Here is a 13,022-nt window from a genome sequence, read left to right on the forward strand (position 1 = left end):
AATGCAATCTTTAAGAAGCAATCTCCAATCGTTTCAATAAGTTTTTATTCAACGTTTCTTTTGCATAATCCACGTCAATTTCTAATATTTTATCATCAGAACTTGGCAATTCATACATCGCATCGGTTAAGATTGCTTCACATAAAGAGCGCAATCCACGAGCTCCTAATTTGTATTCTAAAGCTTTGTCAACAATAAAATCCAATGCTTCATTTGTAATGGTAAATTCAACATCATCCATCAAAAACAATTTCTCGTATTGTTTGATTAACGCATTTTTAGGCTGAGTCAAAATTGCACGCAAAGTTTCTCTGTCTAAAGGATCCATGTGTGTCAATACTGGTAAACGACCAATAATCTCTGGAATCAATCCAAAATCTTTGATGTCCTTTGGAATAATGTATTGCAACAAATTGTCTTTATCAATATTATCCACATTTTTAGAAGTAGAATAACCAACGGCTTGACGGTTCAATCGTTTAGAAATAATTCTTTCGATTCCATCAAAAGCACCACCGGCTATAAACAAAATGTTTTGCGTATTTACCTCAACAAATTTTTGGTCCGGGTGTTTACGTCCTCCTTTTGGTGGCACATTCACAACGGTTCCTTCCAATAATTTCAATAATGCTTGTTGCACACCTTCACCAGAAACGTCACGAGTAATAGACGGATTGTCACTTTTACGTGCAATTTTATCTATTTCGTCAATGAATACAATTCCGCGTTCGGCTTTGGCGACATCATAATCAGCAGCTTGTAAAAGACGCGTCAAAATACTTTCGACATCTTCTCCAACATATCCTGCTTCTGTTAAAACAGTCGCATCAACAATAGCCAAAGGTACATCCAACATTTTCGCAATAGTTTTAGCCACTAACGTTTTTCCTGTTCCTGTTTGTCCCACCATGATGATGTTGCTTTTTTCAATCTCAACCTCATCGTCCAGTTGCTGTTGCATCAAACGTTTGTAGTGATTGTAAACCGCAACCGACATTACTTTTTTAGTTTGGTCCTGTCCAATTACATACTGATCCAAGAACGCTCTGATTTCTTTTGGTTTCTTCAAAATCAAATCTCCAACGACTTTTGAACTTCCGCTGGATTTTAATTCTTCTAAAACAATTCCGTGTGCTTGTTCGATACATTTATCACAAATATGTGCATTGATACCAGCAATCAACAAATTGGTTTCTGGCTTCTTTCTTCCACAAAACGAACACTCTAATACTACTTTTGCCATTCTTTTTTTGTTTAAAGTTTTAGAAGCTTAAAGTTTAAAGTTCCCACAGAAACCTTAAACTTTAAACCTTAAACTTGTAACTAAATTATCCTCTTACTAAAACTTCATCAATCATTCCGTATGCTTTTGCTTCTTCGGCAATCATCCAATAATCACGCTCGCTGTCCCCATGTACTTTCTCGAAAGTTTGTCCGGAGTGGTGAGAAATAATTTTGTACAACTCATCTTTCAGTTTCAACATTTCACGTAAGTTGATTTCCATATCAGTAGCAACTCCTTGAGCTCCGCCTGATGGTTGGTGAATCATTACTCTTGAATGTGGCAATGCCGAACGTTTTCCTGCAGCTCCTGCACACAACAGCACCGCTCCCATTGAAGCTGCCATTCCTGTACAAATAGTTGCAACATCTGGCTTGATGTATTGCATCGTGTCATAAATCCCCAATCCTGCGTAAACGCTTCCTCCTGGAGAATTCAAATAAATCTGAATATCTTTTGAAGCATCAGCGCTTTCAAGGAACAATAACTGTGCTTGAACGATGTTTGCGATTTGGTCATCAATTCCTGTTCCAAGGAATATAATTCTGTCCATCATCAGCCTTGAGAAAACGTCTAATTGTGAAATATTCAACTGACGCTCCTCGATGATATATGGAGTCATGTTTTTAGGAGTCATTGCGCCTACGATTTTATCGTAGTACATCGAGTTTACGCCGTGGTCTTTTGTCGCAAATTTTTTAAATTCTTTACCGTAGTTCATATTTATTTGTTCTAAGTTTTACGTTATTATCTTGAATTCCATTTAATGCAAAGGTCATACCTCTTTACAAATGATGTCAATATGTCTTATTTTTAGCCCAGATAGCAGTGAAAAGCTTTTTGAATTCCGTTTTTTAGTTTTTTTATTCTTACAAAGCGACTGGAAGAAGCTCTTGAAAGAATTTAAAAAAACTTAAACGGAAGAAAAAACTTGTAACGAATAGCTGGATTGGCTCCTGAAATTAATTCAAATAAAAGAGCGCCAAAAAAATTATTCTTTTGACGCTCAAATATACTTATTTTTTTAGAAATTATTCTCCGTATGAAGCGGCAATAAATTCGTCGTAAGTTACTTCTTTAGTTGTAGGATTTGCTTTCTCTTTGAACAATTCTAATAATTTCTCAGCAACAACTTGGTCAGAAAGTCTTTTTACTTCGTCTTGGTTTGACAAAACTCTTGCAACAATTCCTTGAACTTCTTCGTCAGTAGGATTTGTTTGCCCGAATTGCGCCATTTGTTGTTTGATTGATTTTGTAGTGAATGTTTTCAAGTCTTCAAAAGTAATTTTGATATCGCTTGAAGCCATTGCTCTACCTTCGATTAACTGAAAACGCAATCCTCTTTCAGAACGTGCATATTCTACTTCAGCTTCTTCAGGAGACAATTTTTTCTCTCCAACGGTTTGCAACCATTTTTTCAAGAATTCAGATGGCAAGTCGAATTTTGTATTTTCGATCAAGAAATCCTGAACATCAGCCAATAATTTTTGGTCTGCTTGTTGCGCAAATTGATTTTCAGCATCTTCCTTGATTTTTGCTTTCAATTCTTCAAGCGAAGCAACAGTTCCTGCTCCAAAAAGTTTATCAAACAATTCTTGGTTCAATTCAGCCAATTCTGCTGTATTGATTGCTTCAATTGTGAAATCAACATCAACTTCTAATCCGTGAACGTCATCATGATTTACTTTCATAACATCCATCAATTGATGATCGTCTTCGAATAAGCCTTTAGTGTTTACAGTTACTACATCACCTACTTTTTTACCAATGAATAAATCAAAAGTCGCTTTGTCTTTGAAAAGATCCGCAGCAATAGTGGTAGCGTTATTTATTCCTTTTTCTTCGTTTGTGAAAGTTCCTGTTACATCTGAATCTGCAGCAACAACTTCTTGAGGAATTGCAGTTCCAAATTGTTTTTGGATACGTTCTACTTGACCTTCGATTAATTTATCATCAGCAGAAACTACATATTTAACGATGTCGTTTTTAGCTTCTAGATCCAATTCGAAGTTGGGCACTAAACCAATTTCATATTCAAAAACCAATTCTTCAGTATCCCAAGAAAAATCTTCGTTTACTTTAGCAAGTGGCGTTCCAAGAAGGTTTAATCTTTCTGATTGTACAAAACGCTCTAAAGCTAAATCCACAACTTTCTGAACTTCTTCTTGTTTAATCCCTTTACCATATTGTTTTTCAACAAGATCTTTAGGCACAGCCCCTTTTCTAAATCCTTTAACAGTTGCCAAAGGCATTTTTTCGTTTATTCTTTTTGCTACTTGCCCTTTGTAATCCATGTGAACAACTGTCATTACAATTGTCTCAGTTACAGCGTCTATTGCTACTCTTTTAATATCCATCTTCTTCTTTAATTTACATAATAAAATTGGACTGCAAAATTATAAAATTTTTCCAACCCAAACAAGCTTTTTATTCACGATCCCAATCCCGAAGCGTCAGGAAGAGACGGGATTGAATTTTAAGCAGTTATTTGACAAAATCACAGGTCTGAAATGGAAAATAATTTGGGCGTGCCCCTCCGTAAAAACTACGGGTCAGGCTGTACGTTGCAATCTTTTATTGCGCTTCGCTTAATAAAAGGATTTTCACTGCCATCCTTCACGCGGGTCGAGGTATACGACAATAAAAAATCGCTTTGGAAATTTGTAATAATTTATTTATATATTTGGATTACTAATAATGTATCACTTTTATCATCCAAAGCTAGCCAGCTGTGGGTGGATATGTATGACTTTATCATACATATAAACGAGTTAGCACCAATTTAGAAACCAAAATAACCGAATAATGTTTAACGAACCCTCAAAGGATTTTTTATACTCTGCATATAAAATTTACGCCGAACATTCTGACGGAATCAAGACTATTAGTGGAATTGCTACTGGATTTATTCTTGAAATTTCTCCAGGTGTAGCTTGGATTATTACCAACAGACATGTAATTGATTTAGATTATAAAAAACCTACTGCAAAATTTAAAGACTTTGAATTGTCAAAGTTTATAATTACTGGTCGCAAACAAGATGATACAGAATATTCTTTTAAGCTACACGAAAATGCCGAAATTTATTTTCATGACGACTGTGAGAATGATATTGCAGTAATCAGGGCTCACATGTATTTAGTTGATGGGCAACAGCTCCATTGGCATTTTGGATTAGAACATTTAGCGGATGAAAATATTTATAAAGAAATTAATGTTTTCGACTTAGTCTGTTATTCTGGATTTCCCAAAACACATGATAAATTAGCAAACAGGCCGATATTAAGAAGTGGAAATATTGCAAGTGACCCATTATATGATTATTCTTGGGACAGCGAAAATCAAGGACAATGTGTAGCATATGAAGGATTTTCGTCTGAAGGCGCGTCAGGAAGTCCCGTTTTTGCACCTCCAAGAGGTTTAAGAAATATTCCAAATTCGAGGCATGGTTATTTAATCGGCGTGAATGCAGGGCATATTCCTGAAGGAAATGGACATAGTGGAATTTCATTTTTTTATAAGTCTACAGTTATTCATGAAATAATTAAAAGACATAATCTATTTGATAAAAAAAATGAATAAACTGGCGCTACCCCCCCGCTAGCGCGAGCGTCCCGCTCGTGACACCTAACAAGAGCAAGAAGAACAAAAAACAAATCTAAAAATCAATTCTTAAGAGACACGAGCGGGACGCTCGCGCTAGCCTAAGTGAACCAATTTAACCTGCGCTCGTGACCGCAAACAAAAACAGGAAAAACAAAAATCTAAATCTAAATCTAAATTTTCTGCTTCTAAAAAAACTAGAACTAATACATTTACTTTTAGTTGACAATTAGATTAAACACAAGCAAATCTATGAGTACAAAATATAAATTTGGAGAAAGCTCTGGAGCTTATTTTGTAAGCTTTGCCACAGTAAATTGGATAGATGTATTTACAAGAGATACGTATTTTGGGAATATCATAGAATCATTGGACTTTTGCAGAAAAAATAAAGCGATGGAAATTTATGGGTATTGTATTATGCCAAGCCATGATCATTTAATATTTCGCTCAGGAAATGGCGATCCATCAGGGTTAATGAGAGATTTCAAAGGATTCACATCAAAAAGAATACTTCAAACAATCGAAGAAAATGCTCAAGAAAGCCGACGAGAATGGATGCTTTGGATGATGGAACGAGCAGGAAAAAAGAATAGTAATGTAAAGCATAGACAATTTTGGCAACAGGATAATCAGCCAATAGAAATTTGGTCATTAAAGGTTTTTGAACAAAAAATTAATTATATACATTACAATCCAGTCGAATCTGGTTTTGTAACTGATCCCATAGATTGGAAATATAGTAGTGCCCGAAATTACGGAAATAATGACCAAACGATTTTAGAAATAGATTTGAATTGATTTTGATAGTGGGCACGAGCGGGACTCTCGCGCTAGCGTAAGTGAACCCAGCTCAGCAAAATCTTCATTCAAAGAATAAATTTGTCATTAATGCTGCGCAAACGTCTCTGACTTTGCGTCCATAAAAATGCCTCCAAATAGCTTTTGACTTTTTTGGAGGCATTTCATTTAAACAATAAAAAATAGCTTTTTTTAAAGCGATTAGTTGAACTGTGCAGCTACATATTCAATTAAACTTTCATCATCCATTTTATTAGAAGTACTTTCTTTAGTCTCAACATTTTTATACTGTGGAGTCTCACTCAAATACTTAATAAATTGTTCTTGTGCAGTACCAGTTCCTGTCACATGCAATTCATCAACATTTTGCATATGAGCAGAAATATTTTTGAATAGTTTATGAAGTAAATCTCTTTCAGCATTGTTTGCTGCGTTTTCGCTTGAATTACGACCTTGTCCGTCAACTTTTTCGTGACCTAATATTACGAACTCACCTGAATCTACATTTTCTCTTCCTACAATAGTTGCATGATGTGAATCCATCCAAACACCAAATTGTTTTTTGTTTTTTTCTGACATTATTATATATTTATTATATTAATACTTGTTTCTCATCCTAGCATAATTTCTAATTATTTAAACTCCTTTTACAGTTGTTCCTACTGCCAAAACAACAAAACCAATAAGTAATAACGTGTAATTATATTCTGTTAAAATCTGAATATGTACAAAATGTCCGATGATTCCAAGTATACCGCAAATCAATCCTATAATCCATGTAATTTTCTTTGGTGCTGAGGGGTTATTCATGTAAATAATTTTAAATGATGGTTCGAATAATTTGTTCCATAAGAAGCAAAAATAACCCTATACATTTGCAAAAATGTAATACAATTTTTGGCAATAATTGTATAATTCACACATTTCCAACAAACAAGCTGCACAATTGTCTCTTTGCGACCCCAATAATGAGCTAATAATAACGTGAAAAACCAGGAAATTTCGCAAAAGTGTTAAGTCTATCTTATGAAGAAAAAACGGAACTTAAATAGAAATCAAAACGGCAATAGCATCACCAACAGTAACAATACCAATTCCAGAACCTATCAAGTTTTGCCCAAACAACACTTTATTTCCCACATTCCTGTATTTTGATAAAGTCAGCAAAGGCTCTTTTCCTGATGTCACTCCATTTTCTTGGTCTATTGTTGTGATTACACATCTTCCGCAAGGTTTCACGCCAAAAAAGGTCAGTTCACCAATTGTAAATTCTTTCCAAGATTCTTCTTCATAAGCGTCACTGCCTGTAAAAACAAAATTAGGTCGAAACCGATTCATCGGCAGTGATTTCTTCAAACGTGAATTCAAATCATCCAATGACGATTGACCAATCAACAAAAAAGGATATCCATCCGAAAAAGAATTAATATCAGCTTCCGTAACTGCATATTCAGCCTCCACTTTTCGGTGACTTTCCTCGGGCATATAGACCAAACGAACCGAAAATCCCAATATTCGGGAAAACCAATCTGAAATAACCGAATCTACTTCATACGCCTGAATAGAGTCCTCCCAAACCATCACATCAATTTTAGTTTCGGTTTCCAAAAAAGATTGATGTAGCGGAAGTTGTATCTTTTCTAATTGTACCCGATGTGTAATATTCAGAAAATTCCCTGTAATTTCAGGTTGAAAAAGAGCTAATTCCGGATGTTCCCTTTGCGTCAGAAATATTCCGTTTTCATCAACTAACAGCCAACGGCGATCGTGCTCCAAACCTCGATCGGTCACTTGAGCTTCTTGCAATTTAATTCCACCTAATGATTTTACAGGATAAATCCAGATTTCTGAAAGTTGTAACATAGTACTATATTTTTCTCAAAATTACAAAACAAAGTATTCCGTTTTTAATAATTCAAACTCAACCCAAAACCAAATCCCATATCACTGTCATAATGCGTGGTTATTCCAAAATTTCTCTTGACAATATACCGCAATCCTGCCATGTATTCGTTATCCGTATTCCACATTAAATTCATGCGCAATCTTTTGGAAACCGGAATATCCATGCGTTCAAATTGCAGCCTGAAATTTCCGTCGGTAAATACTTCTGCTTGTGCTTTGATGAGCATGGGCAAGGTATATTCGACTCCGGCACTGAAAACGGCGCGATTGTCTTTGGTATTGGCTTGACCAAAAAGATTCTCTTCCATTGGTCCCATTTCCATTTTTCGATACCGCCAGTCAAAACCGATGAACGGCATCAGCCATTGCATTTTCCCAATGTATCGTCCTATATGCGTTTCGGTTTCATACCCATGATGATTGGTGTAGCCCAAACGCCATTCTGTTCCAATACTCCAACGTGTATTTCCTAACATTGCCATTCCATCGTTTCCATTGGTGGCAAAATCATTTTCGGCCATCACATGAAAAGCTCTGTCATCAGCAAACAATTTGCGTTGCGCTAATTTTGGATTTGGAATCAAAGGATTTGGCTCTTGATTTTCATAACTAAAAACCCTGCCCATTCCCGCCATCATGTGATAGAGAATGTGACAATGAAAAAACCAATCGCCTTTAACATTCGCATTAAACTCAATCGTATCGGTTTCCATCGGCATAATATCGATGATGTTTTTCAGCGGCGCGTATGCTTCTTTTCCGTTCAGCACTCTAAAATCGTGTCCGTGCAAATGCATCGGATGGCGCATCATGGAGCCGTTGAAGAGTACTATTCGAACATTCTCTCCTTTTTTAATTAGAATTTTGTCGGCTTCCGAAACCACTTTATTGTCCAGACTCCAAACATAGCGATTCATGTTTCCTGATAATTCAAACCGCAATTCTTTTACCGGTGCGTCTTTTGGCAATGTTGTTTTAGTAGGTGATTTCAGCATCGCATAATTCAAGGTCGTGATGTCAGAAAGTGCGTTGGAGTCGTATTGATTATGATTGGCATGTTCATCATTTTTCTGACTTTCGACTTTTGACTTTTGACTGTTTCCAGTAATTTCAGGATACATCACCACATTCATGTCCATTTGGTTGAGTGACATTTGCATGCCCATATCATCTAAATCGCCATTCATTTTCATCATGCCGTTCATCATTTTCATTCCTTCAAAATACTTTAATTTAGGCATAGGCGCAATCAATTGCTTGATGCCATCTCCTAAATACAACGAAGCCGATTTCGTCCTATCCTCCGAAGTGACTAAAAACTCATACGCCGTTTTATCCGCAGGTATCGTTACAACAACATCATACGTTTCAGAAACAGCAACGATTAATCGATCGACTTCAACAGGTTCCACATCATTTCCGTCACTAGCAACAACAGTGATTTTTCCTCCGGCATAATTCAACCAAAAATAGGTAGAAGCACCACCATTGGAAATTCTTAAACGTACTTTATCACCTGCCTTGAACTGTGAAAGCTGGCTTTCATTTTTCCCGTTGATCAGGAATTTATTGTAATATACATCACTGACGTCCATGGCGTTCATCCGTTTCCATTCGTTGGTGACTTTAGTCTTGAAATGTCCCGCTTTTATAGCTTCAGAATAGCTTTGCGTAGTTCCTTTTTGAATCGCAAACCAGTCCGTCGCATTGTGTAACATCCGATGCACATTTTCCGGTTTCATATCCGTCCATTCGCTCAGAATAATTGGAACGGTTGGCAAATCATCAATCCCTTTTCTAAAAGTCGAATCACCTGCTTTTTTATTCATAATAAACAAACCATACATCCCGATTTGTTCCTGCAAACCGGTATGACTGTGATACCAATGGGTTCCATTTTGGATAATTGGGAACGTATATTTATGGGTTGTATTTGGTTTGATTGGCATTTGTGTCAAATTAGGCACGCCATCTTCTTTATTGGGCAAAAACAATCCATGCCAGTGCAGCGAAGTACCTTCATTTAACTCATTATGCACATAAATTTCGGCAATATCGCCTTCGGTAAACGTGAGCGTGGGCATAGGAATTAGTCCATTTACGGCAATCGCTCTTTTGGGTTTATCACCAAAAGTGACAATTGTATCCCGAACATATAAATCGTAACGAACTACCTTTTGTGCGGCAGCATTCAAAGCAAAAAGCAAGATTATAATTATGGAGTATTTTTTCATCTTTAATTTCTTTTGTGACTTTTAACAACATTTATCTCCTGCCTGAATTGGCGGACATTTTACAGTTCCATAACTACAATAAACGCAACAATCTCCCTGTTTAGGTTTTAATACAGTCTTACAATTTTCGCATTCGTAAAAGAATTGACAAGCATCGGTAGGCATTATTTCGTCTTTTTTATGTCCACAATTTGGACAGGCTAAAGTTGATTTAAGTTCTACTGACTTCCCGTTATAGATTACACAAGTATTGCAGGTACCGTACAATTTATTTCTGTAATAATTAATTCCAGTTGCTAATAACAAACCAAACATCCCCATGTAAATAAAATAAGTATTGCTGTTAAAATAATATTCGTAATAAATTAATACAACCGATGGTATGGCAATTAATAGCGAAAAAAAATTCCGATGCTTTTGATAAGAAATAATTAAACCTATAATTGAAATTAAAACCATGATGAGAAATACCCACATAGTCCATCCACCAAACAATTCAAAACTACCCAATCCAAATATTGATGCTACAAATGCAAAAAGCGGAAAACAGCAAGGTGAAAATAGTGCTATCGTAAAGAGACCGATTGTTCCTAATTTGTCTATGTTATTTGTTAATTTCATTTTTAATATATCAGTTATTTGATTTTTAATTTAAAGTTTTAAACCACGCAATCGCAACGCATTTACAATTACTGAAACCGAACTAAAACTCATCGCCAAAGCCGCTATCATTGGCGAAAGCAAAACTCCAACAAACGGATACAAAACGCCCGCAGCAATCGGAATTCCAAGTACATTGTAGAAAAAAGCGAAGAATAAATTTTGCTTGATATTTTTCATCACGGCATGGCTTAAATTTTTGGCTTTTACGATTCCTTGTAAATCGCCTTTCACCAACGTTATTTTCGCACTTTCAATAGCCACATCCGTTCCGGTTCCCATCGCAATTCCTATGTCGGCTTGCGCCAAAGCCGGAGCATCGTTGATTCCGTCACCCGCCATCGCTACAATTTTCCCTTCAGATTGCAATCGTTTAATTTCCTTGAGCTTGTCTTCGGGCAAACAACTCGCTTTAAACGAACTTAAATTCAATTGTGTCGCCACTGCTTTTGCTGTATTTTCATTATCACCAGTAAGCATAATTACTTCAACTCCCTGGCGCATCAGTTCTTTTATGGCCTCGACACTTGTTGCTTTTATAGCGTCAGTTATCGATACAAATCCCACCGCGATTCCATCAACTGAAATATAAGAAACCGTTTTCCCCAGTTTTTGTTCGGCACTGATTTTATTTTCTAATTCATCCGAAACTGAAACATTCACTTGCTCCATTAATTTTTTATTTCCGAGTGCCACTTTTTTATTGGTAACCGTGCCAATGACTCCTTTGCCGGAAATCGCTTCAAAATCCTTGACTTCGATTAATGAAACTCCTTTCGCTTTCGCAAAATTGACTACGGCTTGTGCCAAAGGATGTTCGCTGTATTGATTTAAGGAAGCAATACTTTGCAATAGCGAATTTTCATCATTATTTATAGCAAATACTTTTTCAACAGAAGGTTTTCCTTCCGTGATTGTTCCTGTTTTATCGGTAATTAAGACATTTACTTTGTTCATATTTTCAAGTGCTTCGGCGTTTTTTATCAAAACTCCCGATTGCGCTCCTTTCCCAACACCAACCATGACTGACATAGGCGTCGCTAATCCCAAAGCGCACGGACAGGCAATTATCAATACGGCAATCGCATTGATAAACCCATAAACCATCGCGGGTTCCGGTCCAAATTTTGCCCAAACAAAAAAGGTGATTACCGAAACAAAGACAACAATTGGCACAAAATATTTAGCGATTTTATCCGCTAGTTTTTGGATTGGTGCTTTAGACCTACTGGCAGTATTGACCATTTGTACAATTTGCGAAAGCAAGGTTTCCGAACCTACTTTTTCGGCAATCATCACAAACGATTTATTTCCGTTTATTGTTCCTGAACTAATGCTATCTCCTATTTTTTTATCAACAGGAATGGGTTCGCCAGTAATCATCGATTCATCAATGGTACTTTCTCCATCGGTGATTTTTCCATCCACCGGAATTTTATCTCCCGGTTTTACACGCAATAAATCCCCTTTTTTGATATCGTGAATTGAGATTACTTTATCCACTCCATCGCTAACCAAAGTTGCTTCGGTTGGTGCTAATTTCAACAATTCTTTTATCGCACCACTGGTTCGACTATGTGCTCTGGCTTCTAACAATTGCCCCAATAAAACCAATGTCAATATGACTGTTGTTGCTTCAAAATAGAGCGAAACCGTTCCGTTATGGGTTTTAAATTCATTTGGAAAAATATCAGGAAAAAACATTCCGACTAAACTAAATAAAAACGCCACTCCTGTACCAATGCCGATAAGGGTAAACATATTGAGATTCCAAGTAATAATGGATTTCCAAGCACGCTCAAAAAACATCCAGCATGCATAAAAAACTACAGGAAGCGATAAAATCAGTTGTACCCAATTCCATTTTGAAGCATCCATAATTTTCATTAATGGATTATTCGGAATCATATCCGACATGGCAATTAAGAACACTGTAACTGTAAAAATTACTGCGATTTTCATTTTACGAACCAAGTCATTATAGACCTTATTTTCTTCAGAATCGGATGGTTCCATTGGCACTAAATCCATTCCACAAATGGGACAAGAACCGGGACCGTCTTTAATTACTTCAGGATGCATGGGGCAAGTGTACAACGTTTTACTATTTGTCAACGCTGCTTCTTGGACCAAATCCATTCCGCAAACGGGACAACTTCCTGGCTTATCATAGACTTTTTCACCCTCACAATGCATAGGACAATAGTATTTGCCTTTCGCATTATTGGGTAAAATCACTGTTGGTTTCTCTTGTTGTTTATTCGAACTGCAACATGATTTTTCCATTGATTTCTCAGTTGTTCCATGAGAATCAACCCCGTTATTCATTGCTATTGTATAATTTCCGGCGGCTGTCAATGCCTCTTTCAATTGAGTTGTAGGAATGTGTTTATCCATTGTTATCGTTGCCATTGGCGGATCCAAAGTAACTGTTGCTTGAATCCCGTCAATTGAATTCAATGTTTTTTCGACTTTGGAACGACAACCGTCGCAAGACATTCCGGTGATATTATAGGTGTGTGTCATTTTTTTGTTTT

The 13,022-nt window shown here is 36.5% G+C and carries 11 protein-coding genes and 1 pseudogene; 2 read left to right on the plus strand and 10 right to left on the minus strand.

Features of this window, described 5'->3' with window-relative positions; translation table 11 throughout:
* Window positions 1-10 precede the first annotated feature (10 nt).
* The 3 genes from clpX to ACM55K_RS05990 form a co-directional block, all read right to left on the minus strand.
* Window positions 11-1,243, minus strand: a complete 1,233-nt coding sequence (clpX, locus tag ACM55K_RS05980; protein ID WP_416849328.1) for an ATP-dependent Clp protease ATP-binding subunit ClpX — start codon at window positions 1,241-1,243, stop codon at window positions 11-13.
* Between the two features lie 85 nt (window positions 1,244-1,328).
* The gene (clpP, locus tag ACM55K_RS05985) at window positions 1,329-2,003 is read right to left on the minus strand and encodes an ATP-dependent Clp endopeptidase proteolytic subunit ClpP (RefSeq protein ID WP_073204212.1); all 675 of its coding nucleotides are present in this window, start codon (window positions 2,001-2,003) and stop codon (window positions 1,329-1,331) included.
* A gap of 310 nt (window positions 2,004-2,313) precedes the next feature.
* Complete coding sequence (locus ACM55K_RS05990; protein WP_416849329.1) at window positions 2,314-3,639, minus strand: trigger factor; 1,326 nt, start codon at window positions 3,637-3,639, stop codon at window positions 2,314-2,316.
* A gap of 448 nt (window positions 3,640-4,087) precedes the next feature.
* Between ACM55K_RS05990 and ACM55K_RS05995 the strand changes: the two genes are divergently transcribed.
* Together ACM55K_RS05995 and ACM55K_RS06000 are read left to right on the plus strand one after the other, a co-directional pair.
* On the plus strand, window positions 4,088-4,864 hold the full coding sequence (locus ACM55K_RS05995) for a S1 family peptidase (RefSeq protein WP_416849330.1): 777 nt from the start codon (window positions 4,088-4,090) through the stop codon (window positions 4,862-4,864).
* Window positions 4,865-5,137: 273 nt separating this feature from the next.
* Window positions 5,138-5,686: an REP-associated tyrosine transposase gene (locus ACM55K_RS06000; protein WP_416849331.1), complete on the plus strand. Its 549-nt coding sequence runs from the start codon at window positions 5,138-5,140 to the stop codon at window positions 5,684-5,686.
* 201 nt (window positions 5,687-5,887) lie between these two features.
* Here ACM55K_RS06000 and ACM55K_RS06005 read toward each other — a convergent pair whose 3' ends face one another.
* The 7 genes and pseudogenes from ACM55K_RS06005 to ACM55K_RS06035 all read right to left on the minus strand — a co-directional run bounded on the left by ACM55K_RS06005 (window position 5,888) and on the right by ACM55K_RS06035 (window position 13,011).
* The gene (locus tag ACM55K_RS06005; protein ID WP_416849332.1) at window positions 5,888-6,229 is read right to left on the minus strand and encodes a hypothetical protein; all 342 of its coding nucleotides are present in this window, start codon (window positions 6,227-6,229) and stop codon (window positions 5,888-5,890) included.
* A gap of 93 nt (window positions 6,230-6,322) precedes the next feature.
* Window positions 6,323-6,496, minus strand: coding sequence for a hypothetical protein (locus ACM55K_RS06010; protein WP_416849333.1), 174 nt, complete (start codon window positions 6,494-6,496; stop codon window positions 6,323-6,325).
* 234 nt (window positions 6,497-6,730) lie between these two features.
* A complete protein-coding gene (locus ACM55K_RS06015; protein ID WP_416849334.1) occupies window positions 6,731-7,549 on the minus strand; it encodes an MOSC domain-containing protein in 819 nt (272 codons plus the stop codon).
* Between the two features lie 44 nt (window positions 7,550-7,593).
* Entirely contained in the window at window positions 7,594-9,825 is a 2,232-nt protein-coding gene (locus tag ACM55K_RS06020; protein WP_416849335.1) for a multicopper oxidase family protein, read from the minus strand.
* Window positions 9,826-9,846: 21 nt separating this feature from the next.
* Entirely contained in the window at window positions 9,847-10,065 is a 219-nt protein-coding gene (locus ACM55K_RS06025; RefSeq protein WP_416849483.1) for a GDCCVxC domain-containing (seleno)protein, read from the minus strand.
* Window positions 10,066-10,116: 51 nt separating this feature from the next.
* Window positions 10,117-10,446, minus strand: a pseudogene (locus tag ACM55K_RS06030) (MerC family mercury resistance protein); the annotation flags it as partial.
* A 30-nt stretch (window positions 10,447-10,476) separates the two neighbouring features.
* On the minus strand, window positions 10,477-13,011 hold the full coding sequence (locus ACM55K_RS06035; RefSeq protein WP_416849336.1) for a heavy metal translocating P-type ATPase: 2,535 nt from the start codon (window positions 13,009-13,011) through the stop codon (window positions 10,477-10,479).
* Between the last annotated feature and the right edge of the window lie 11 nt (window positions 13,012-13,022).

Origin of the sequence: Flavobacterium arabinosi, assembly GCF_048158725.1 — a bacterium.
In the GTDB taxonomy this organism is placed as follows: Bacteria; Bacteroidota; Bacteroidia; order Flavobacteriales; family Flavobacteriaceae; genus Flavobacterium; species Flavobacterium arabinosi.

What these genes read in the sequence shown, in the direction of transcription:
- clpX (WP_416849328.1), bottom strand. Translation starts at nt 1,243, where the DNA reads ATGGCAAAAGTAGTATTAGAGTGTTCGTTTTGTGGAAGAAAGAAGCCA.
- clpP (WP_073204212.1), bottom strand. Translation starts at nt 2,003, where the DNA reads ATGAACTACGGTAAAGAATTTAAAAAATTTGCGACAAAAGACCACGGC.
- ACM55K_RS05990 (WP_416849329.1), bottom strand. Translation starts at nt 3,639, where the DNA reads ATGGATATTAAAAGAGTAGCAATAGACGCTGTAACTGAGACAATTGTA.
- ACM55K_RS05995 (WP_416849330.1), top strand. Translation starts at nt 4,088, where the DNA reads ATGTTTAACGAACCCTCAAAGGATTTTTTATACTCTGCATATAAAATT.
- ACM55K_RS06000 (WP_416849331.1), top strand. Translation starts at nt 5,138, where the DNA reads ATGAGTACAAAATATAAATTTGGAGAAAGCTCTGGAGCTTATTTTGTA.
- ACM55K_RS06005 (WP_416849332.1), bottom strand. Translation starts at nt 6,229, where the DNA reads ATGGATTCACATCATGCAACTATTGTAGGAAGAGAAAATGTAGATTCA.
- ACM55K_RS06010 (WP_416849333.1), bottom strand. Translation starts at nt 6,496, where the DNA reads ATGAATAACCCCTCAGCACCAAAGAAAATTACATGGATTATAGGATTG.
- ACM55K_RS06015 (WP_416849334.1), bottom strand. Translation starts at nt 7,549, where the DNA reads ATGTTACAACTTTCAGAAATCTGGATTTATCCTGTAAAATCATTAGGT.
- ACM55K_RS06020 (WP_416849335.1), bottom strand. Translation starts at nt 9,825, where the DNA reads ATGAAAAAATACTCCATAATTATAATCTTGCTTTTTGCTTTGAATGCT.
- ACM55K_RS06035 (WP_416849336.1), bottom strand. Translation starts at nt 13,011, where the DNA reads ATGACACACACCTATAATATCACCGGAATGTCTTGCGACGGTTGTCGT.